This window comes from Pseudomonas koreensis, assembly GCF_012986595.1.
Classification (GTDB): domain Bacteria; phylum Pseudomonadota; class Gammaproteobacteria; order Pseudomonadales; family Pseudomonadaceae; genus Aquipseudomonas; species Aquipseudomonas koreensis.
On record NZ_JAAQYM010000005.1, the window covers coordinates 180,065 to 201,799 of the forward strand.

The window sequence follows — 21,735 nt, forward strand, 5'->3', positions numbered from 1 at the left end:
ACTTGTATACAATTTTGCAAGTTGCTGTTTTGTATGCGGAACTTAAGCGATTTTCGCCGGTCTTTAGCTACTTCGGACAGGCCGCTTTTGTGAAAAAGCGGCCTTTTTTGTGGGTGTCAGAAAAGCAAAAAGATCGCAGCCTGCGGCAGCTCCTACAGAGATTGGTGTAGGAGCTGCCGCAGGCTGCGATCTTTTGATCCTAGGCCGACTTGGCCATGATCAACCCGGTCTCACTCGCCGCCTCCAGGCGGATCGCAATGAACTTCGACGTCGGCGTATGGCTGCCATCCCCGGTGCTCTCCAGCGGCACCAGCGGGTTCACTTCCGGGTAATAAGCCGCGGCCTGACCCGCCGGAATATCAAACGCCAGCAAGGTAAAACCCTTCACCCGACGCTCACGGCCATCGTCCCACAGCGACACGATGTCGGCCTTCTGCCCCGGACGGAAGCCCAGGCGAATGATATCGGCCTCGTTGACGAACAGCACATCACGCTGGCCTTTGACCCCGCGATAACGGTCGTCGAGGCCATAGATCGTGGTGTTGTACTGATCGTGGGAGCGCATCGATTGCAGGATCAGGTCCGGCAATTGCCCGGTGGCGCGGGTGCGTTCGTGCACCAGATCCTGGGGCAGCAGGTTGGCGCGGAAATTGGCCCGGCCGGACGGCGTGTTCCACTTGCGTGCACCGGCACTGTTGCCAAGGTAGAAACCGCCCGGGTTCTTGATCTTCTCATTGAAGTCTTTGAAGTTCGGGATGGTGTCGGCGATCAGGTCACGGATGCGCCCGTAATCGGCCACCAGCCAATTCCAGTCCACCGGTTTGCTGCCCAGCGTGGCGGCGGCGATGCCGGCGATGATTGCCGGTTCCGAGCGCATCTGGTTCGACAGCGGCTGCAACTGACCGTTGGAGGCGTGGACCATGCTGAACGAGTCTTCGACGGTGACCGCTTGCGGGCCTTCGGTCTGGATGTCGATGTCGGTACGGCCCAGGCACGGCAGGATCAAAGCGTCTTTACCGTGGGCCAGGTGGCTGCGGTTGAGCTTGGTGCTGATCTGCACCGTGAGGTCGCAATTGCTCAGCGCCGCGAAGGTGCGCGGGCTGTCCGGCGTGGCTTGGGCGAAGTTGCCGCCCAGACCGATGAAGACCTTGGCGCGACCTTCGGCCATGGCGTGAATCGCTTCGACCACGTTGTGACCGTTTTCACGCGGCACCTTGAACTGGAAACGCCGCTCCAGCGAGTCGAGGAACGCCACCGGTGGCCGCTCGTTGATGCCCATGGTGCGGTCGCCCTGCACGTTGCTGTGGCCGCGCACCGGGCACAGACCGGCACCGGGCTTACCGATGTTGCCGCGCAGCAGCATCAGGTTGGCGATTTCCTGGATGGTCGGCACCGAGTGGCGATGCTGGGTGATGCCCATCGCCCAGCACATGATCACGTTTTTGCCTTTGGCGTACATGCGCGCGGCTTGTTCGATCTCGACCAGGGTCAGGCCGGATTGCGCGACGATCTGCTCCCACGGCGTGTCATCGACCACGCCCAGATACTCCAGCACGTTGGTGCTGTGGGCATTGAGGAAGTCGTGATCGAACACCGCCGGGGTGCCGGCCTTCTGCGCGTCGCGTTCCCACTGCAGAAGGAACTTGGCCATGCCACGCAGCAACGCCATGTCGCCGCCCAGTGCTGGGCGGAAGTATGCGGTGTTGGTCGGCTTGTCGCCGTTGGTGAGCATTTCCAGCGGATGTTGCGGATGCTGGAAGCGTTCCAGACCGCGCTCTTTCAGTGGGTTGATGCACACCACTTGCGCGCCGCGCTTCACCGCTTCGCGCAGCGGCTCGAGCATCCGCGGGTGGTTGGTGCCAGGGTTCTGGCCCCAGACGAAAATCGCATCCGCGTGTTCGAAGTCATCGAAAGTCACGGTGCCTTTGCCGACGCCAACGCTTTGCGCCAGGGCCACACCGCTGGCCTCGTGGCACATGTTCGAGCAGTCGGGGAAGTTGTTGGTGCCGTAGGCCCGCACGAACAGTTGATAGAGGTACGCCGCTTCGTTGCTGGCCCGGCCCGAAGTGTAGAACTCGGCCTGATCCGGGCTCGACAGCGCTTGCAGGTGCTTGCCGATCAGGGCGAAGGCGTCGTCCCAGGCGATCGGCTTGTAGCGGTCGGTCTCGGCGTCGTAGACCATTGGCTCGGTCAGACGGCCCTGATATTCAAGCCAGTAGTCGCTCTGCTCCAGCAGCGAGGTCACGCTGTGCTTGGCGAAGAACTTGCCATCCACCCGGCGCTTGGTCGCCTCCCAGTTCACCGCTTTGGCGCCGTTCTCACAGAACTTGACCATGCCGCTTTCCGGCGAATCGCCCCAGGCGCAACCTGGGCAGTCGAAACCACCGTTCTGGTTGGTCTTGAGCATCATGCGCAGGTTTTTCAGCGCGTTGTCGCTGGTCAACCAGGCCTGGGCCACACTGATCAGGGCTCCCCAACCACCGGCAGGGCCTTTGTAGGGCTTGTAGCGGGGAACAGGTTTCTGGTCGGCTTGATGATGTTGGCTCACGCTTGATTCTCCATCGCTGGGCTGTAGACCCGCGGCGCATTCTTCTGCGGCAGGTGGATGAGATTGAGGTTATGTCGACGGGCCCATTGCACGGCAAGGCCTGTGGGTGCGGACAGGCTGACGAGGGTCTGGATGCCGGCGCGCAACACTTTCTGGATCAATTCGAGACTGCAACGGCTGGTGACAATCGCCAGGCCACCGTCTGTGGATATCTTCTGGCGGATCAGGCCGCCGATCAGCTTGTCGAGGGCGTTGTGCCGGCCGATGTCTTCGCGGCCCAGCAGCAATTCACCGCTGGCGTTCATGAACACCGCCGCGTGGACCGCGCCGCAGTGCTGGCCGAGCGGCTGGAACGCGCCGATGCGCTGGCGCAAGCCATCGAGCCATGCAGCGGGCGGCAGCGGTGCGCCGGGCAACACGTTGAGGTCGGGCAAGGCCTGTTCCACCGCTTCGACGCCGCACAACCCGCAGCCACTGGTGCCGGCCAGTTGCCGACGTTGTTGCTTGAGGTTCCAGAAGGCGCGGTTGGCGATGGTCACTTGCGCGTATTGCGCCGAGCCGGCACCGCTCAGTTGCAGGTCATAAATGTCGCTGGCGTCCTCGATGATGCCACTGCCGAGGCTGAAACCGACGATGAAGTCTTCCAGGTCGGTCGGGGTCACCAGCATCACGGCCTGGCTGATGCCGTTGTAGGCAATCGCCAGCGCGACTTCCTCGGCGAGCGCGGTGCTGGCCGATTCCACGAGGGGCAGATCACTGTAGCTGTAAGTCTGGCTGGCGGCGGGCGCGGGCGTTTCGAGTGCAGGCGCCGCGCAGGCTGTGCGCTTGGCGTTCATGGCATCACCGACGGATTGATCAACGTTAAGACTAGGCGCGGCAACTTGTCGCGTCTAATCGCTACTATCGATCTATTGATAGACGCCATCGATCAAGGCGCTGTCGATGATTTCTGGTAAAGCGCGAAACAGGCGTCGGCCAGCGGTATCACCGCGCAGCAGAAATCGCCGCGCACGGTTTGCAGCAACGGGAATGGGTGGGTCATTGGTCGGTCTGGAACCGGGTTTGTCTGGCGTGGTCTAGGCTTGGACGTCTGGAACCCAAATCAAGGAGTGTGCGCTATGAGTATTTTTAGCTTTGTGAAAGAGGCCGGCGAAAAATTGATCGACCTGCTGACCCCGGGCAACGCCAATGCCAGCGAACAATTGAAGGAACACATCAGCAAGGTCGGCCTGGGCAATCCGAATGTGCACGCGACCGTAGATGGCGACAAGGTCACGGTCACCGGTGAAGTGGCGAGCCAGGAGGAGAAGGAAAAGATTCTGTTGGCGGTGGGTAACATTGCCGGTGTAGGCAGTGTTGACGACCAGATTACTGTTACAGGGCCGGTCGTGGTGGCTGCGGAATTTGTCGAGGTGAAGGCAGGTGACACGCTCAGTGCGATCTCTCTGCGGGTTTATGGCAATGCCAACGAGTACCAGAAAATCTTCGATGCCAACAAACCGATGCTCAAGGATGTAAACAAGATCTATCCGGGCCAGAAGCTCCGTATTCCGAAGTAATTACCACGCTGTGGCGAGGGAGCTTGCGCCCGTTCGGCTGCGCAGCAGTCGTGAACATTTGGGCCGCTTCGCAGCCCATCGGGAGCAAGCTCCCTCGCCACAGTGGTGTTGCTAGAGTCCCCGGATCAGATCGCGGTAGTCTTCAACCGCCGCAAACTCGGCGGTGTCCTTCGGCCCTTTGCGGCTGTCTGGCTCCCTGACCGCCAGCAAATGAGCGACGCCGAACTCCCGCGCACTGCGCAGAATCGGTAACGTATCGTCGATAAAGAGACTGCGTGCCGGATCAAAACCGATATCCGCCTGCAGGGCATCCCAGAACTGCGGATTCTCCTTGGGGAACCCGTAATCGTGGGAGCTGATCAGCCGTTCGAAATACGGCGCCAGTTCGATCCGTTCCAGTTTCAGCGACAGCGAGTCGCGGTGTGCGTTGGTGATCATGATCACCCTTTTGCCGGCCTTTTTGATCGCTTGCAGAAAGGTGTCGGCGTCCGGACGCAGGGCGATCAGATGGGCGGTTTCCTGTTTCAGTTCGCGCACTGACAACTTCAGTTCAGCGCTCCAGAAATCCAGGCAGTACCACTGCAACTGACCGGCATGGCGCTCGAACAACGGCTGCAACTCCATGTCGGCCATGGCCCGGCTCACCCCGTGCAGTTCGGCGTAGCGTTGCGGCAGGTGTTCCAGCCAGAAATGGTTGTCGAAGTGCAGGTCCAGCAGGGTACCGTCCATGTCCAGCAGGACGGTATCGATGTCAGACCACGGTAAAGAAGGCATGGCAACGTCTCGAGCGGTAGAAAGATATCCGACACAAACAATCGGGAAAGCCGCGTTATAGTAGCGCGTTCACGCCAAGGAGCTTTGCATGCGCCAGAAACCCACTGTACTCGCCCGCGAAATCGTCGCCACCAGTCGCCTGTTTTGCGTCGAAGAACTGAAGCTGCGTTTCTCCAATGGCGTGGAGCGCACTTACGAGCGGCTGGTCGGCAAAGGCGCGGGGTATGGCGCGGTGATGATCGTGGCGATGCTCGATAGCGAACACGCGGTGCTGGTCGAGGAATATTGCGGCGGCACTGACGAATATGAGTTGTCCCTGCCCAAAGGCCTGGTCGAGCCGGGTGAGGACGTGCTGGCGGCAGCTGAGCGCGAGCTCAAGGAAGAGGCCGGTTTCGGCGCGCGCCAACTGGAGCACCTGACCGAACTGTCACTGTCGCCCGGTTACATGAGCCAGAAGATTCAGGTGGTGCTGGCTACCGATCTCTACGAAGAGCGTCTCGAGGGCGATGAGCCTGAGCCGATGCGAGTCGACAAGGTCAACCTGCGTGAACTGGCAGCGCTGGCGCAAAATCCGCAATTTACTGAAGGCCGTGCCCTGGCGGCGCTGTACCTGGCCCGTGACCTGCTGACGCAACGCGGGTTTTTCCAAGCATGAGTGAGATGTCGATGAGTTTTCCCCATCCATTGATGTCGCCGGTGATCGAGCTGGCATTGCAGGCCGGCGAAGCCATTCTGCCGTTCTGGCGCTCTGGCGTAGCAGTCACTGCCAAATCCGACGATTCACCGGTGACCGCAGCGGACATGGCCGCGCACCACGTGATCGTCGCCGGGCTGGTGGCGCTCGATCCGAGCATTCCGGTGCTGTCCGAAGAAGACGCCAACATCCCGCAGAGCGTACGCGCCGGGTGGCAGCGCTGGTGGCTGGTGGACCCGCTGGATGGCACCAAGGAGTTCATCAGTGGCAGTGAAGAGTTCACCGTCAACATCGCCCTGATCGAAAACGGCCGGGTGGTGTTTGGCGTGGTGTCGATGCCGACCAATGGCCGCTTCTATGTCGGTGGTGCCGGGCTTGGCGCGTGGCGTGGGGATAAAGGTGCTTCGCCGGTGGCGATTCAGGTGCGTGACGTGCTCGCGCCCGGTGAAGCGTTCACCGTGGTGGCCAGCCGTCGCCATTCCAGCCCTGAGCAGGAGCGTCTGCTTGCCGGCTTGAGCGCCAGCCTTGGCGAGTTGCAACTGGCAAACATCGGCAGCTCGCTGAAGTTTTGCCTGTTGGCCGAAGGGGCGGCGGATTGTTATCCGCGTCTGGCGCCGACTTCGCAGTGGGACACCGCAGCGGCGCAGGGCGTGCTTGAGGGGGCCGGCGGCGAGGTGCTGGATCTGCAGGGTGCAGCGTTCTGTTATCCGGCGCGGGAATCGTTGCTCAATGAGTACTTTTTGGCGCTGCCGGCGAAAGCGGCTTGGCGTTCAAGACTGCTGGAACTGGCACGCTCGTAAGATCAAAAGATCGCAGCCTTCGGCAGCTCCTACCGTTAAATGCGAAACCCCCTTTAGAAGCTGCCGAAGGCTGCGATCTTTTGCTTCAGCGGTGCAAAACGTACTGACCGCTGAACGTCACTGCATCCTCATCACTCCCGGCGTTGACGATCCGCGTATTGAGCGTCAATCGTGCGCGTCCATAACGCTGATACATCGCCAGAAACTTTTTCCAGACCGCCGCCTCGGGTGCCGGGCAAATCGCCGTGGCGTCGCCGGTCACCGGCAGCGGATAGCTGATCTGGCCTTCCTGAATCACGATGTGCCCGTCTTCGATGCCTTCCTCCTTCAGGCGCAGATGCAGCCAGCCCCAACCCGCCAGCACCGCTCCGCAATAGAGGCTGCCGCCGAACATGGTGCTCTTGTGATTGACGTTCGGCTCCAGCGGCAAGTGCAGGCTCAGCTGTTGTTCGCGCCAGTCGACAACCTTGAGGCCCATCTCGCGGGTCAGCGGAATGTCGTGATGCAGCACGGATTCCAGGTAGCGGCTGTCGCGGTTCATTCGGCTTCGTCTCCATGGGCGTTACTGTCGGCGAAATTCAAGCCGTGCTTGCGCAGCTTGTCGTGCAGGGTCTTGCGCGGAATGCCCAGTGCTTCGGCGAGGCTGCGCACCGAACTGTGGGAGCGCGCCAGCTCAGCGGCGATCAACGATTTCTCGAAGTTTTCCACTTGCTCGCTCAGGCCGCCGCTGATGACCTCCACGACAGTGCCGGCGCCTTCGGCGCCACTGTTATCCAGCGCCAGCTCCAGACCCAGCGCGAAGCGCTCGGCAGCGTTCTGCAGCTCGCGCACGTTGCCCGGCCAAGTGTGGCGCAACAGCAAGGCGCGTTGCGCCGGTTGCAGTTCATGCGGCGGCAAGCCGTGACGGGCGCTGGCTTCATCGGCGTAATGCTGGAACAGCACCAGCGCGTCTTCGCCGCGTTCGCGCAACGGCGGAATGCGCAGCGGCGCGACGTTCAGGCGGTAATACAAGTCGGCGCGGAAGCGCCCCTGATCGGCCGCCTGACGCAGGTCTTCCTTGGTTGCGGCGATGACGCGGATGTCCAGCGGGATTAACTGATTGCCGCCGAGGCGTTCGACCACACGCTCTTGCAGCATGCGCAGCAGTTTCACCTGCACGTCCATGCTCATGCTTTCGATTTCATCGAGGAACAGCGTGCCGCCGTTGGCGAATTCGAACTTGCCGATCCGGCGTTTCTGCGCACCAGTGAAGGCGCCCGGCTCATGCCCGAACAACTCGCTTTCCACAACCGATTCGGCCAGTGCCCCGGCGTTGATCGCCACGAACGGGCCGTTGCGTCGGCTCGACAAGTCGTGCAACGCACGGGCCACGACCTCTTTGCCGGCGCCGGTCTCACCGAGGATCAACACGTCCGCCTTGGTCGCCGCCAGCGCGCCGATCTGTTCGCGCAGGCGCAACATCGGCGCCGAAGGGCCGACCAGTCGTGCGCTCAATTCGTTGCGGTCGCTCAAGGCCAGACGCAGGCTGCGGTTATCCAGCACCAGCCGGCGCAGGGCCAGGGCGCGGCGCACGCTGTCGAGCAGCGCGTCACTGGCGAACGGCTTTTCCAGGAAGTCATAGGCGCCGGCGCGCATCGCCTGCACCGCCAGCGGCACGTCACCGTGGCCGGTGATCAGCAGCACCGGCAGTTCCGGATCCTGAGCGTGCAGTTCGCTCAACAATTCCAGCCCGTCCATGCCCGGCATGCGAATGTCGCTGACCACCACACCGGGCCAGTCACGCTCCAGTTGGCCGGCCAGGCCTTTGGCTTCGGACAGCGGGAGGATTTTCAGCCCGGCCAGGTCCAGGGTCTGGCCGAGGGCCTGACGCAGGTGCGGATCGTCGTCGATCAACACCACCTGAATGCGATTGTCGATGGTCATGCACTTCGATCCTCGGGCGGTTGCAGGCTGACCCCGGGTGCGCCGGCGCGCAGCCGCAGGGTGATCAAGGCGCCACCTTGCTTGTGGTTGGCGAACGACAGTTCTCCACCGAAGGCGCGCATCAGGGTTTCACAGATCGCCAGCCCCAGGCCAAGGCCCTGGGTGCGGGTCTTGGTGGTGTAGAAGGGCTCGCTGGCGCGGCCCAAGGCTTCCATGCAGAACCCCGGGCCGTTGTCGCGAATGTACAGATTGACGCCGTCGGCGGTGGATTCGGCACTCAGCCACAGTTTGCGCGGCGGACCTTTTTCGGTCAGTGCATCGAGGGCGTTGGCCAGCAGGTTGCCGAGCACCTGGCGCAGACGGGTTTCCCCGGCTTCGACCCACAGGGTGGCGGCCGGGAGGTCGCGGATCAGCTCGACCTCCATGCTGCGGCGACGCTTGGCGAGCAGTGCCAGCGCATCGTCCAGCGCCGGTTGTAGGGCGACGCTTTCCGGGGCGTGACGATCGCGGCGGGCAAAAGCGCGCAGGTGGGCGATGATCGAGGCCATGCGCCCGGTCAGCTCGCTGATCAGTTTGAGGTTGCCGCGAGCGTCGTCAGTGCGTTGGTGATCGAGCAGCACTTCGGCGTTTTCCGCGTAGCTGCGGATCGCCGCCAGCGGCTGGTTGAGTTCGTGACTGATACTCGCCGACATGGTGCCCAGTGCCGACAGTTTGCCGGCCTGGACCAGATCGTCCTGGGCGCGCACCAATTCCTGCTGAGCCTGTTCACGCTCCAGCACTTCCTGCTTGAGGCGGCGGTTGAGGCCTTCCAAGTCGCTGGTCCGCTCGGCCACCCGGCCTTCCAGCTCGCGACGGGCCTTGGCTTCGAAGGCAATACGCTCCAGATAATGCCGACGACGCTGCATCATCAACCCGAGCAGCAGCATTACCACCAGCAGCGTGGCGCCGCCGATCGCGACGACGGTGCGCACCGGGCGGTCGATCAGCGTGCGCGGGGCAAGAATACTCACGCTCCAGCCGGTTTCGGCGATGTTCACGGTCTGCGTCAGCCAAGCGTTGGGGCTGAGGTTCAGCGGGCGCGGCTCGCGGGTCGGATAGGGCAGGATGGCGGTGATCGCCGAGCGCTCGGTGTCGCTCAAGGTGCGGGTCGAACGGAAACGCCATTCCGGGCGCGAAGTGAGGATGACCACACCGTTGTGGTCGGTCACCAGCAGTTGTTCCGGGGTCTTGCCCCACAGGCTTTCGGTGTGGTCGAGGTCGACCTTGATCACCAGCACACCGATGATTTTTTCGCCGTTACGCACCGCCGCCGCAAAGAAATAACCGCGCTTGGCCGAGGTGGTGCCGAGGCCGAAGAAGCGTCCCAGGCGTCCGGCCATGGCCTCGCTGAAATACGGACGGAAAGCGAAATTGCGTCCGACGAAACTGTCATGTTTGTCCCAGTTCGACGCCGCCAGGGTCTGTCCGCTGGTGTCCATCAGGTACATGACTTCGGCACCGGTCTGCGCCGCGATGTTTTTCAGCAGGCGATTGGCGTTGCCCTGGGTGACGCCGTCGTCCGGCGCGCCGAGCACCGCGCGCAGGGCCGGCAGGTCACCGAGAATCTGCGGCAGCACTTCATAGCGGTGCAGGGTGCCGAGCAGGTTGGCGACGTAGAGATCGAGTGTCTGGCGGTTTTGCCCGGCGAGTTCACTGCGGTAATAACGCTCGGCCAGATGCTCCAGTGGCCACAGCAGCGGTGCCAGGCACAGGGCCAGCAGCGCGAGACTGCGCCAGCGGGGGCGGCGAGGGAGAGTGGGTTTCATGGGCGTGCGCCTGTGGGTACAGGCGCATTATGCCTAGGCTTGCCGGGCAAGACACTCATGCAGCGCAGTTTGCCAGTCAGGCTGACTGACACCCCATTCCCGCTGCAGGCTGCTGCAATCCAGACGCGAATTCAATGGCCGGGCGGCAGGCGTCGGATAGTCACTCGAGGGAATCGGCAGCAGCGTTGCGCAAGGCTTCCCTTGTTCACGCAGCGCGTTGCCGATGGCCTGGGCAAAGCCGAACCAGGATGTTTCACCTTGCGCGGTCAAGTGGTAGGTACCCCAGGCACCCGCTTGCCCATCTTGCCAGCGCTTGATCAGCGCGAGGGTACTGCGGGCGATGCTGCCGGCCCAGGTCGGCGCACCGATCTGGTCAGCGACGACCCGCAGCTCGGGTTTTTCCTGAAGCAGGCGCTGCATGGTCAACAGGAAATTGCGGCCATGGGTCGAATAGACCCAACTGGTGCGCAGGATCAAATGCTGCGCATGAGCGGCAGCGACCGCTTGCTCGCCGGCCAGCTTGCTCTTGCCGTAGACCCCGAGCGGATTGGTCGCGTCGGACTCGACATAAGGCGCGTGCTTGTTGCCATCGAACACATAATCGGTGGAGTAATGGATCAGCGGAACGTCCAGCAGGGCGGCCTCTTCGGCCAGTACGCCGGGGCCGGTCGCGTTGATGGCGAACGCCAGCGCAGGCTCGCTTTGTGCCTGATCAACCGCCGTGTGTGCCGCTGCGTTGATGATCAGGTCGGGCGCGACTTGTCTGACTTGCTGGCGAATTTGCGCGGGTTGCGCGAGGTCGAGGCGGTCGCGCCCCTGCACCACCAAATTGCCGAGACCGTCCAGGCACGTCTGCAACTCTCGCGAGACTTGCCCATTCTGACCGCAGATAAGAATTTTCATGGGAACAGATCGGCCTCTTGCAGGCTTTTGCTGTCCTGATCCTTGGCTGACAGCTGCGGAGCCTCCTTCAGCTGCCAGTCGATGGCTAGCGTCGGATCGTCCCAGCGAATGCTGCGTTCGGCCGATGGCGTGTAGTAGTCGGTGGTCTTGTAAAGAAACTCGGCCACGTCGCTCAGCACGACGAAACCGTGGGCGAAGCCTTCCGGCACCCAGAGCTGACGATGGTTGTCAGCGGACAGGCGCACGGCGACCCACTTGCCGAAATTCGGCGAGCTGCGGCGGATATCCACAGCCACATCCAACACCTCACCCAGCGTTACCCGCACCAGTTTCCCCTGGGTGTTTTCCAACTGATAGTGCAAACCGCGCAAGACGCCCTTGTGCGAGCGCGAGTGGTTGTCCTGGACGAACTGTGCGTCCACGCCGGTTGCTTCGGCAAACGCCCGGGCGTTGAAGCTTTCATAGAAAAAACCGCGTTCGTCACCGTAGACTTTGGGCTCGATGATCACTACACCCGGCAGGCTGGTTTCGGTCACGTTCATTGGTTGTCTCCGGCAATTGAAAACAGGTACTGGCCATATCCGGTCTTGCCGAAATACTGGGCGCGTTCGAGCAGGTAATCGCGACTGATCCAGCCGTTCTGATAAGCGATTTCTTCCAGGCAGGCGACCTTCAGGCCCTGACGGTGTTCGATCGTCTGCACGTACTGCGACGCCTCAAGCAGGCTGTCGTGTGTGCCGGTATCCAGCCAGGCGAATCCACGACCGAAGCGCTCGACCTGCAGATCGCCGCGCTGCAGATAGGCATTGTTGACGTCGGTGATTTCCAGTTCGCCACGGGGAGAGGGTTTGACGGCCTTGGCAATCCTCACCACGTCGTTATCGTAGAAGTACAACCCGGTGACGGCGTAGCTGGACTTTGGCTTCGCCGGTTTTTCTTCGATGGACAGCGCGCGCCCATCGCTGTCGAAATCGATCACGCCGAAGCGTTCCGGATCCTTGACCCAGTAGCCGAACACGGTCGCGCCAGCCTTTTGTTGGGCTGCCTTCTTCAACTGCTCGCCGAAATACTGGCCGTGGAAAATGTTGTCACCGAGGATCAGGCAGACTGGATCGTTACCGATGAAGTGCTCACCAATCAGAAAGGCTTGCGCGAGGCCGTCCGGGGACGGTTGCTCGGCATAGCTGAACGACACGCCGAACTGGCTGCCGTCGCCCAGCAGATTGCGGTATTGCGGCAGATCGTGCGGGGTGGATATCACCAGGATGTCCTTGATGCCGGCCAGCATCAGTACCGAGATCGGGTAATAGATCATCGGTTTATCGTAGACCGGCAACAGCTGCTTCGAGACACCCAGCGTGATCGGATGCAAGCGTGTGCCGGAGCCACCGGCCAGAACTATCCCTTTCATCATGCTTGCAGCTCCTTGATATCCATGGCGCCCAGGCGTTCGCCCTGATAGCTGCCGTCCTGGACACGGCGACACCAATCGAGATTGTCCAGATACCACTGGACAGTCTTGCGCAGTCCGGTCTCGAATGTTTCTTCCGGCACCCAGCCAAGCTCGCGTTCGATTTTTCCGGCGTCGATGGCATAACGCAGATCATGGCCGGGACGATCCTTGACGAACGTGATCAGGTCGCGGAAGTGGACGACGCCCTGCGGTTTGTGCGGCGCCAGCTCTTCGAGCAACGTGCAGATGCCGGTGACCACATCAATATTCTTCTGCTCGTTGTGGCCGCCAATATTGTAGGTTTCGCCGACCACGCCTTCGGTGACCACCTTGAGCAGTGCCCGCGCATGGTCGTCGACGAACAGCCAGTCACGTACTTGCTGGCCATTGCCGTACACCGGCAGCGGTTTGCCCGCCAGTGCATTGAGGATCATCAGCGGAATCAGTTTTTCCGGGAAGTGATACGGCCCGTAGTTGTTCGAGCAATTGGTCAGCAGGACCGGCAAGCCATAGGTGCGTTGCCAGGCACGAACCAGGTGGTCGGACGCAGCCTTGCTCGCGGAGTAAGGCGAACTTGGGGCGTAGGGCGTGGTTTCGGTGAACAGGTCATCGACGCCATGCAGGTCGCCATAGACTTCGTCGGTGGAAATATGGTGAAAGCGGAAAGCGCTTTTCTCTGGTTCGGTCAGCCCTTGCCAGTAGGCTCGCGCCGCTTCCAGCAGGCTGTAGGTGCCGACGATATTGGTCTGGATGAATTCCGACGGACCGTCAATTGAGCGGTCGACATGGGATTCGGCAGCCAGGTGCATGATCGCCTGAGGCTGGAAGCGCTGCAGGATGGCGCTCACCGTTGGGTGGTCGACGATGTCGGCCTGCACGAATTCGTAACGACTGTTGTCAGCGATGCTGGTCAGCGACTCCAGATTGCCTGCATAGGTCAGTTTGTCGAGGTTCAGAACCTCGTGATCAGTGTTGCGAATCAGATGGCGAACCAGTGCGGAGCCAATGAAACCGGCACCACCGGTGATGAGAATACGCATGCAGGTTGGCCTTTTTCCGTAAGACGATAAAGCGAGTGGAGCATAGCTTGTCGGCAGGTGAGGGACGGTGCAAGAGGGTTGTCCCCGCTATTTTGTCTGCGCTGTGCTTTAGCGGTGGATATTCGACGCACGGGCGTTGCCGATTGCCCATGGCCGAGGGTGCGTCTACAACCCGGGGGTTGATTATCCCACGGGGCAATGGCGATATAGGCGCCTGATAAAACTCCAGGGGTCGTTTCATGTCGCTCGCCACGTTGATTCATCGCGCCAGTTTGCCCAGCCCGCAGGTCTCTGCGCAGCAGGCCCAACAATGGCTGGCCGAGCACTACGGGCTCAGCGGCACGTTGCAGGCGCTAGGCAGTCAGCAGGATCTGAACTTCCGGGTCGACAGTGAGCGCGGGCGATTCGTCTTGAAAATCTGCCGTGGCGATTATTCGCTGGTTGAATTGCAGGCGCAGCACGCGGGCCTCAAATACCTTGCCGAGCATTCGACTGTTCACGTGCCGCGAGTGATCGCGGCCAATAATGGCGAAGACCTGTTGACGCTGCAGGCCGATGGCGAAGCGGTGCATGTGCGTCTGCTGGACTACATCGAAGGCCAGTCGCTGACCCACCTCGATCACCTCGGCCATCAAGTGGTGGCAGGGTTTGGCCGGCTCTGCGGTGAAATGGACCTGGCGCTGTGCGGTTTCGACCACCCCGGGCTTGAGCGCACCCTGCAATGGGACGCGCGCCACGCCAGTGCGCTGATCAGCCATTTGTTGCCGGTGATTGAGGATGCGCAACAGCGCGCCTTGATCGCTGACGCCGCCGAACAGGCCGAGCGCCGCTTGCAGCCGCTGCTCGACAAGCTGCCGGTGCAGGCGATCCACATGGACATCACCGACGACAACGTGGTCTGGCAACGGGATGCCCGGCGTCATTGGCAATTGCAAGGCGTGATCGATTTTGGCGACCTGATCCGCACCTGGCGGATCACCGATCTGTCGGTGACCTGCGCCGCGTTGCTGCACCATGCGGCGGGCGATCCGTTTGTCATTCTGCCGGCGGTGCAGGCGTACCACGCGGTCAACCCGCTGCAACACGAAGAACTGCTGGCGCTGTGGCCACTGATCGTCGCGCGCGCGGCGGTGCTGGTGCTCAGTGGCGAACAGCAGGTGAGCATCGATCCCGGTAACACCTACAGCCGCGAGAACCTCACCCACGAGTGGGAAATCTTCCGTGTCGCCACTTCTGTGCCGCTGGCGTTGATGGAGGCGGCCATCCTGACGGCCACCGGTCAGCATCTGCCGAGCATTGGCAGCGAGGGTTTCGCGCCGCTGCTGCCGGGCTTGGTCGGACGTGAGTTTGCCCTGATCGACCTGGGTGTCCTGAGCGTACATTTCGAAGCGGGCAACTGGGAACAGGACGGTATCGATCAGCGGTTATTGAACGAAGCGGCCGCGGTCCATGGGTTGGCGGCTAGTCGATATGGGCAATACCGTTTGTCGCGCACTCGCCCGGACCGCGCCGAGGAGCCTGACACCTTCGCGCTGCATGTGGAATTGCGTGTACCCGGCGGCACCACGGTGGAGGCGCCGTTTGCCGGCGTGCTGCATCAAGCGTCCGATGGCGTGCTGCAACTCGATGGCCCGCAGCTCAGCGTGCGGCTCTGGGGCGTTACGCCTTCGCTGCACAGTGGTGCGGCGCTGGTCAAAGGACAGGTGCTGGGGGCGGTCAGCGGTCCGTTGCGGGTGCAGTTGGTGCGCGGCTCGCAGGTTGAAGCGCCGCTGTTTTGCACGCCTTCGCGGGCGGCGGCGTGGCAGGCGTTGTGCCCCTCGCCAGCGACGCTGCTGGGCCTGGCCTGCGATGCCGAGCCGGAGCTGGACGGCAAAACCTTGCTCGAACGCCGCGACGCCAGTTTCGCTCGCACGCAAAAGCACTATTACGTCGACCCGCCACGCATCGAGCGCGGCTGGCGCAATCACCTGATCGACATGCAGGGCCGCTCCTACCTCGACATGCTCAACAACGTCGCGGTGCTGGGGCACGGCCATCCGCGCATGGCGCAGGTCGCCGCGCGGCAGTGGTCGCTGCTCAACACCAATTCACGCTTCAACTATGCGGCGGTGGCGGAATTCTCCGAACGCTTGCTGAAGCTGGCGCCGGACGGCATGGACCGGGTGTTTCTGGTCAACAGCGGCAGCGAAGCCAACGACCTGGCGATTCGCCTGGCCTGGGCCTACAGCGGCGGGCGCGACATGCTCAGCGTGCTCGAGGCCTATCACGGCTGGACAGTCGGCGCCGATGCGGTATCGACATCCATTGCCGACAACCCGCGAGCGCTGGAAAGCCGTCCGGACTGGGTGCACCCGGTGACCGCGCCGAATATTTATCGTGGCCAATTTCGTGGTCTCGATTCTGCGCCGGACTATGTGCGCAGCGTCGAGGCGCAACTGGCGCATATCGCCGCGCAGAAGCGCCAACTGGCCGGGTTCATCTGCGAACCGGTGTACGGCAATGCCGGCGGTATCTCGCTGCCGCCGAATTATCTGAAACAGGTCTATGCGCTGGTGCGGGCCCAGGGCGGGGTGTGCATCGCCGACGAAGTGCAGGTCGGTTACGGGCGCATGGGCCACTTTTTCTGGGGCTTCGAAGAGCAGGGCGTGGTGCCGGACATCATCACAATGGCCAAGGGCATGGGCAACGGTCAGCCGCTCGGCGCGGTGATCACTCGCCGGGAGATTGCCGAAGCGTTGGAAGCCGAAGGCTATTTCTTCTCGTCTGCCGGTGGCAGCCCGGTGAGCTGTCAGATCGGCATGGCGGTTCTGGATGTCATGGAAGAAGAAAAGCTCTGGGAAAATGCGCAGGTGGTGGGCGCTCACTTCAAGGCGCGTCTGCAAGCGCTGATCGATAAACATCCGCTGGTGGGCGCGGTGCACGGATCCGGCTTTTACCTGGGGCTGGAGCTGATCCGCAATCGCGAGACACTCGAGCCGGCCACCGAGGAAACCACCCAGTTGTGCGATCGCTTGCGTGAGCTGGGGATCTTCATGCAGCCGACCGGGGACGATCTGAACATTCTCAAGATCAAACCGCCGATGGTGACCTCGCGCCGTAGCGTGGACTTCTTTGTCGACATGCTGGATCGGGTGTTCGAGGAAGGCCTGTAACTGTCACCGAGCTTTTGCAGGAGTGAGCCTGCTCGCGATGGCGGTGTGTCAGTCGGCCTTGTGTCGTTTGACTTGCCGCCATCGCGAGCAGGCTCACTCCTACAGGGACTGATGTTAATTCGATTTGTATCGGTATTTATCGAAGTTTTTTAGACGCGCTGCATTTTTAAGCATTTAAAATACGATATTTATCGGTTATAAAGTCGTCATTGCTTTGCAACCCTTCGACGGTTCCCAGGAGTCCTGATCCGATGACCACTTTGAAAAGTACCCCGCGTGACGATGGCTTCTACATGCCGGCCGAGTGGGCGCCGCAGACCCAGACCTGGATGATCTGGCCCGAGCGCCCGGACAACTGGCGCCTCGGTGGCAAGCCGGCGCAAGCAGCGCATGTTGCCGTCGCCAAGGCCATCGCCCGTTTCGAACCGGTGACCGTCGCCGTGTCGGCCGGCCAGTACGAGAATGCCCGTGCGCGTCTCGACGTGCCGAATATCCGTGTGGTCGAGATGTCCAGCGATGACGCCTGGGTGCGCGACACCGGTCCGACGTTCGTGATCAACAACAGCGGCGAAGTGCGCGGTGTGAACTGGGACTTCAACGCTTGGGGTGGTTTTGAGGGCGGACTGTACTCGCCGTGGAACCGTGATTCGCAGGTCGGCGGCAAGATCCTCGAGATCGAGCGCAGCCCGCGTTATCGCACCGAAGGTTTTGTGCTCGAAGGCGGTTCGATTCACGTCGACGGCGAAGGCACGCTGATCACCACTGAAGAGTGCCTGCTCAATCACAACCGCAACCCGCACCTGGGTCGCGAAGAGATTGAGGCGGTGCTACGCGACAATCTGTCGGTGGATAAAATCATCTGGCTGCCGGACGGCCTGTTCAACGACGAAACCGATGGCCATGTGGATAACTTCTGCTGCTACGTGCGTCCGGGCGAAGTGTTGCTGGCCTGGACTGACGATCCGCAGGATCCGAACTACCCGCGCTGCCAGGCTGCGATGAAAGTGCTGCAAAGCAGCACCGACGCCAAGGGACGCCCGTTCACGGTGCACAAGATGCCGATTCCGGGGCCGCTGTACGCGACCGGAGAAGAGTGCGCCGGGGTCGATCCGGTGGACGGTACTCAGGAACGCAACCCGAGCGTGCGCCTGGCCGGCTCCTACGTGAACTTCCTGATCGTCAACGGCGGCATCATCGCGCCAAGCTTCGACGATCCGATGGATGCTCCTGCGCGGGAAATCCTGCAGAAGCTGTTCCCGCAACACGAAGTGGTGATGGTCCCGGGCCGTGAACTGTTACTGGGCGGTGGCAATATCCACTGCCTTACCCAACAACAGCCAGCCCCGCACAAAGAGTGAGTTGAGACGTAACACCTTGAGTTGATTAGTAAATCAGCCAAGGGAAAAATTAGCTCGCTATCGATACAAACAAGCCCGCGGCCCAACTGGACCGCGGGCTTGTTTGTATCCGCTGGTCGACAAATCGCAAACCTTGGCATAGCTCTTGTATCGGACGAAGCGCACTAGGGAGGGGAAGGAACTTCAACAGTTCTGTCATAAACCTTGGATAACTTAGCCGCTCACGAACGGGGAGAGAGCGCTGAAATGAACGCCGAAGTGAACGTAGTCAGCGAGCGGACTTTGCATCCCATGGCCGTAAACGGCGAATCGCTCCAGATTGTCGCGCACTTTTTGAAATCCAACGGAACGCGTCAGATCAGGGAACCTGATCCGCGCCGGATGATGATCGAGCGCTATCCCGCTGGCCTGTTCAGCGAGGCCGAACTGGAAGCGTTATGGGCTGTGATGGAAGGATAAGAAGAACAACAGGGATTGGTAAAAGCGCTGCCGGGATGGCGGCGCTTTTTTATGGAAAACCGAAAAGATCGCAGCCTTCGGCAGCTCCTACATGGGGTGGTGTGCTTCCCTGTAGGAGCTGCCGAAGGCTGCGATCTTTTGATCCTGCTTTTAAAAACTATAGGTACCGGTCATTACCACGCTGCGCGGTGCACCCGGCTGGATCTGATTCTGGCTGGTGGCCGAGGCGTAATACTCACGATCGGTGATGTTGTTCAGTGCTGCGCGCAAGTCCCAGTCCTTGAAGCGGTAGCCGACCAGCGCATCCCAACGGCCGTACCCCGGCAACACCGTGGTGTTGGCGTTATCGGCATAACGCTGGCCGACCAGGGTCAGGCCGGTTTCGCCGTACCAGCCCATTTCCGGTTTCCAGGTCAGGAACAGGCTGCCGTTGTGTTTGGCTACGTTGTTGACACGCTTGCCTTCCAGGCCGTTGTTGTCCTTCTCGATGGTGGTGTCTTGCACGCCGACGCCACCGCGCATGTACCAGTTGCCGACCAGTTTGCCAGTCGCGGTCAGTTCGATGCCGCGCGAGCGCTGCAGGCCGGTCATGACGGTCAGGGTCGGATCGTTCGGATCGCTGGTGCGGCGGTTGTAAAGCTCCAGGTCATAGACCGCCAGCGTGGTGCTGAGGCGATCATCGAGCCAGTCGCTTTTCACCCCGATCTCTTTCTGTTTGGTCAGCTCCGGGCTCAAGTCGTTGCTATTGCCGGCGGCGCCCGGGGTGATGCCGATCAGGCCACCGCCGACGGGCGAGAAGGTCTTCGACCACGAGGCGTAGAACGAATGGTTCTGCAGCGGCGTCCAGACAATCCCGAAGCGCGGGCTGGTGCTGTGGCTGTCGCGGTCTTCGGAAATGTTCTTGAGCTGGTTGGTCGACTCGATATCGAACGTGTCGTAGCGCAGACCGGCCAGCAGTTGCCATTGATCGTTCAGGCGCAGTTGGTCCTGCACGTAGACCGCACGGCTTTCGACTTCGGTATGACTGTCGCTGAACACCTGCATGCTGCCCGTGTGGCGCAGCTCGCGGGTGGGGTTGAACAGGTCAAGCGATGGCACCGGTTGTGCGCCCGGCGTTTTGCCAGTCGCAGCGTTGTACAGCTTCGGATCGCGGCGCTGGCTGCCGATCTCGACGCCGGTCAACAAGCGATGCTCCAGGCCAAAGGTATCGAAACCGCCTTCGAGCTCGATGTTGTTGTAAACGTTGCGGGTGGTCAGATCCTGCTGCCAGTGCTGGCGTACGACCTTGTTGGTTTTCGGGTCGAAGTTGGTGAGGTAAGTGTTATCGAAATCACTGTCGAGCTTGAACACTCCCAAGGTCTGGCGCAGTTGCCAGTTATCGTTGATCTCGTAGGTGAGTTTCGAGCGCAGGGACTGCGCCTTGTCGTCGATGAAATCGTGATCGTTGCCGTAGGTGGTGTCACGACCAACGTCTGCCGGGCGGCCATTCACCCCCGGAATGCCGCGATCCGGCGTGCGGTTGTAACGGCTGTATTCGTATTGCACCAGCCAGTTGAGGTCCGGGGTCACCTGCCAGCTCATCGACGGGGCGAACAGTTGGCGGTTGCCACTGACACCGTCGCGGAAGCTGTTTTCGTCCATGTTGCCCATGTTCAGGCGCAGGCTGATGTTTTCACTCGGGTCGGTGCTGAGGTCGGCGTACAGGCTGCGCAGGTCTTCGCTGCCGGCCTGGGCTTCGATGGTCGAACGGCGGCCGAACTCGGGCATCTTGCTCACGCGGTTGACGATCCCGCCCTGGCTGCCACGGCCGTAGAGCACCGCTGCCGGGCCTTTGAGCACTTCGACCCGCTCGACATTGTGCAGGTCGCGCTTGTACTGGCTGTCGTCGCGAATACCGTCCAGATAGAAATCGTTGCTGGCATCGAAGCCGCGGATGCGCAGGCTGTCGAAGCGCGTATCGGCGCTGCTGCTGACGTTGGGAATACCGCTCAGGGCGTCACCGATGTCATTGGTGCCGTAATTGGCGACGTTCGAGGTCTTGATCGAGTCGATGGCCTGCGGCACATAGCGCACCGGTGTCGAGGTGCGGGTGGCGGTGCTGCTGATCTTGACGCGCGGATCCTCGGCTTGCTCTTCGGCGCTGATCGCCGTGGCGGGCAACTCGGTGGCGGAATAAGCAAAACCGCTGGACAGAACGGCAGACAATCCAAGGGTGACAGGCGTGAGGCGGAACGGGGCAGGCATTGAAGCGCATCCAAAAGGGAGAAAATTCAAGTGCGCGAATGGTAATGCTTTGCATTTGCTTCCGTAATTTATTCCTGAGAAGTTCCCTTGTCAGTTTGTTTCAATTTATGTCGATTTCGAAACAATGTGACCGTGCGTTCATTCGACCGATTCACGAAACAGTCTGAAAGCCATTCCGGCGTTTTTCCCCGATCCGCAGAGGCATAGTCTGCCGGCATCGATTTTTCTGACTTTGCTGCCGGAGTTTTCTCATGATCCTTCATTACATTTACGACCCGTTGTGTGGCTGGTGCTACGGCGCCAAACCGCTGGTGCAAGCGGCGCAGCACGTGCTGCCGGTGGTGGCCCATGCGGGCGGGATGATGAGCGGCCCGAATCGCCAACAGGTCTCACCGCAACTGCGCAATTACGTCATGCCCCACGACCGGCGCATTGCCGAATACACCGGACAGCCCTTTGGCGAGGCGTATTTCGAAGGCCTGCTGCGCGATCACTCGGCAATTTTCGACTCGACGCCACCCATCGCTGCGGTGATGGCAGCCGAGGCCATCGACGGCCGCGGCCTGCAGATGCTCGGGCGGTTGCAAACCGCGCATTACGTGGACGGACGAAGGATTGCCGATGAGTCAGTGCTGTTCGAGATCGCAGCTCAGATGAATTACGCGCACGAGGCTTTCGTGGCTGCGTTTAAATCCGTTGATACTCAGGCTCATGTAAAAGCCAGTCGCGCATTGCTGGCCCGGTTGGGCGGGCAGGGCTTCCCAACGTTCGCGCTGGAACAGGACGGGCAATTCACCTTGATCGACATCAGCCCATGGCTGGGTAAACCGCAGGCCTTTGCTGACTGGTTGGGGCAAGCGATTGTCTTTGATGAGGCCGCTCAATCCCCTGCGCAATGTGGCCTCGACGGCTGCGCGTAATTGCGCTGGATTCACTGGCCAGGCGCATTTCCGAGCAATGCGCTATCGCAAAATTTACGATTCTTAGACGATTTTTACCTATTTAAAGACGATTCTTGAAATT

18 protein-coding genes are annotated in these 21,735 nt (G+C 61.2%); 7 read left to right on the forward strand and 11 right to left on the reverse strand.

What is annotated here, in order from left to right; translation table 11 throughout:
- Positions 1–199 precede the first annotated feature (199 nt).
- Together HBN98_RS16735 and fdhD are read right to left on the reverse strand one after the other, a co-directional pair.
- Entirely contained in the window at positions 200–2,548 is a 2,349-nt protein-coding gene (locus tag HBN98_RS16735) for an FdhF/YdeP family oxidoreductase (RefSeq protein ID WP_064585497.1), read from the reverse strand.
- Positions 2,545–3,384: a formate dehydrogenase accessory sulfurtransferase FdhD gene (gene fdhD / locus HBN98_RS16740; protein ID WP_083367315.1), complete on the reverse strand. Its 840-nt coding sequence runs from the start codon at positions 3,382–3,384 to the stop codon at positions 2,545–2,547. The genes HBN98_RS16735 and fdhD overlap by 4 nt, the downstream gene beginning before the upstream one ends.
- Positions 3,385–3,666: 282 nt before the next feature.
- On the opposite strand from fdhD, the gene lysM reads away from it, so the two are divergent.
- Positions 3,667–4,107, forward strand: a complete 441-nt coding sequence (gene lysM / locus HBN98_RS16745) for a peptidoglycan-binding protein LysM (RefSeq protein WP_083367314.1) — start codon at positions 3,667–3,669, stop codon at positions 4,105–4,107.
- 111 nt (positions 4,108–4,218) lie between these two features.
- On the opposite strand, the gene yrfG is transcribed toward lysM, so the two are convergent.
- Entirely contained in the window at positions 4,219–4,881 is a 663-nt protein-coding gene (gene yrfG / locus HBN98_RS16750; protein WP_083367313.1) for a GMP/IMP nucleotidase, read from the reverse strand.
- Between the two features lie 88 nt (positions 4,882–4,969).
- Here yrfG and nudE point away from each other — a divergent pair, with 88 nt between their 5' ends.
- Together nudE and cysQ are read left to right on the forward strand one after the other, a co-directional pair.
- The gene (gene nudE, locus HBN98_RS16755; protein WP_064585501.1) at positions 4,970–5,536 is read left to right on the forward strand and encodes an ADP compounds hydrolase NudE; all 567 of its coding nucleotides are present in this window, start codon (positions 4,970–4,972) and stop codon (positions 5,534–5,536) included.
- 5 nt (positions 5,537–5,541) lie between these two features.
- Positions 5,542–6,375, forward strand: a complete 834-nt coding sequence (gene cysQ / locus HBN98_RS16760; protein ID WP_083367312.1) for a 3'(2'),5'-bisphosphate nucleotidase CysQ — start codon at positions 5,542–5,544, stop codon at positions 6,373–6,375.
- 85 nt (positions 6,376–6,460) lie between these two features.
- On the opposite strand, the gene HBN98_RS16765 is transcribed toward cysQ, so the two are convergent.
- Genes HBN98_RS16765 through rfbB form a run of 7 tightly spaced genes read right to left on the reverse strand, consistent with a single transcriptional unit; the run spans position 6,461 to position 13,499 of the window.
- Entirely contained in the window at positions 6,461–6,916 is a 456-nt protein-coding gene (locus tag HBN98_RS16765; protein WP_083367311.1) for a thioesterase domain-containing protein, read from the reverse strand.
- Positions 6,913–8,298, reverse strand: coding sequence for a sigma-54-dependent transcriptional regulator (locus HBN98_RS16770; protein ID WP_083367310.1), 1,386 nt, complete (start codon positions 8,296–8,298; stop codon positions 6,913–6,915). The genes HBN98_RS16765 and HBN98_RS16770 overlap by 4 nt, the downstream gene beginning before the upstream one ends.
- Positions 8,295–10,103, reverse strand: coding sequence for a sensor histidine kinase (locus HBN98_RS16775; protein WP_083367309.1), 1,809 nt, complete (start codon positions 10,101–10,103; stop codon positions 8,295–8,297). Before HBN98_RS16775 ends, HBN98_RS16770 begins: the two co-directional genes overlap by 4 nt.
- Before the next feature lie 33 nt (positions 10,104–10,136).
- Positions 10,137–11,006, reverse strand: coding sequence for a dTDP-4-dehydrorhamnose reductase (gene rfbD / locus HBN98_RS16780; protein WP_083367308.1), 870 nt, complete (start codon positions 11,004–11,006; stop codon positions 10,137–10,139).
- A complete protein-coding gene (gene rfbC, locus HBN98_RS16785; RefSeq protein WP_083367307.1) occupies positions 11,003–11,548 on the reverse strand; it encodes a dTDP-4-dehydrorhamnose 3,5-epimerase in 546 nt (181 codons plus the stop codon). The genes rfbD and rfbC overlap by 4 nt, the downstream gene beginning before the upstream one ends.
- Entirely contained in the window at positions 11,545–12,420 is an 876-nt protein-coding gene (gene rfbA, locus HBN98_RS16790) for a glucose-1-phosphate thymidylyltransferase RfbA (RefSeq protein WP_083367306.1), read from the reverse strand. The genes rfbC and rfbA overlap by 4 nt, the downstream gene beginning before the upstream one ends.
- Positions 12,417–13,499 carry a dTDP-glucose 4,6-dehydratase gene (gene rfbB, locus HBN98_RS16795; protein ID WP_083367305.1) on the reverse strand — a complete coding sequence of 361 codons (1,083 nt, stop codon included), beginning with the start codon at positions 13,497–13,499 and terminating at the stop codon, positions 12,417–12,419. The genes rfbA and rfbB overlap by 4 nt, the downstream gene beginning before the upstream one ends.
- Before the next feature lie 239 nt (positions 13,500–13,738).
- Between rfbB and HBN98_RS16800 the strand changes: the two genes are divergently transcribed.
- The 3 genes from HBN98_RS16800 to HBN98_RS16810 all read left to right on the forward strand — a co-directional run bounded on the left by HBN98_RS16800 (position 13,739) and on the right by HBN98_RS16810 (position 18,468).
- On the forward strand, positions 13,739–16,651 hold the full coding sequence (locus HBN98_RS16800; RefSeq protein ID WP_083367304.1) for an aminotransferase: 2,913 nt from the start codon (positions 13,739–13,741) through the stop codon (positions 16,649–16,651).
- Positions 16,652–16,902: 251 nt separating this feature from the next.
- Entirely contained in the window at positions 16,903–18,009 is a 1,107-nt protein-coding gene (gene aguA / locus HBN98_RS16805) for an agmatine deiminase (protein WP_083367303.1), read from the forward strand.
- A 246-nt stretch (positions 18,010–18,255) separates the two neighbouring features.
- Positions 18,256–18,468: a hypothetical protein gene (locus HBN98_RS16810; RefSeq protein ID WP_007961849.1), complete on the forward strand. Its 213-nt coding sequence runs from the start codon at positions 18,256–18,258 to the stop codon at positions 18,466–18,468.
- 150 nt (positions 18,469–18,618) lie between these two features.
- Here HBN98_RS16810 and HBN98_RS16815 read toward each other — a convergent pair whose 3' ends face one another.
- Positions 18,619–20,712 (reverse strand): TonB-dependent receptor, encoded by a 2,094-nt coding sequence (locus tag HBN98_RS16815; RefSeq protein ID WP_083367302.1) that lies wholly within the window; start codon positions 20,710–20,712, stop codon positions 18,619–18,621.
- A 251-nt stretch (positions 20,713–20,963) separates the two neighbouring features.
- Between HBN98_RS16815 and HBN98_RS16820 the strand changes: the two genes are divergently transcribed.
- Entirely contained in the window at positions 20,964–21,632 is a 669-nt protein-coding gene (locus tag HBN98_RS16820) for a DsbA family protein (RefSeq protein ID WP_083367301.1), read from the forward strand.
- The last annotated feature ends 103 nt before the right edge of the window (positions 21,633–21,735 follow it).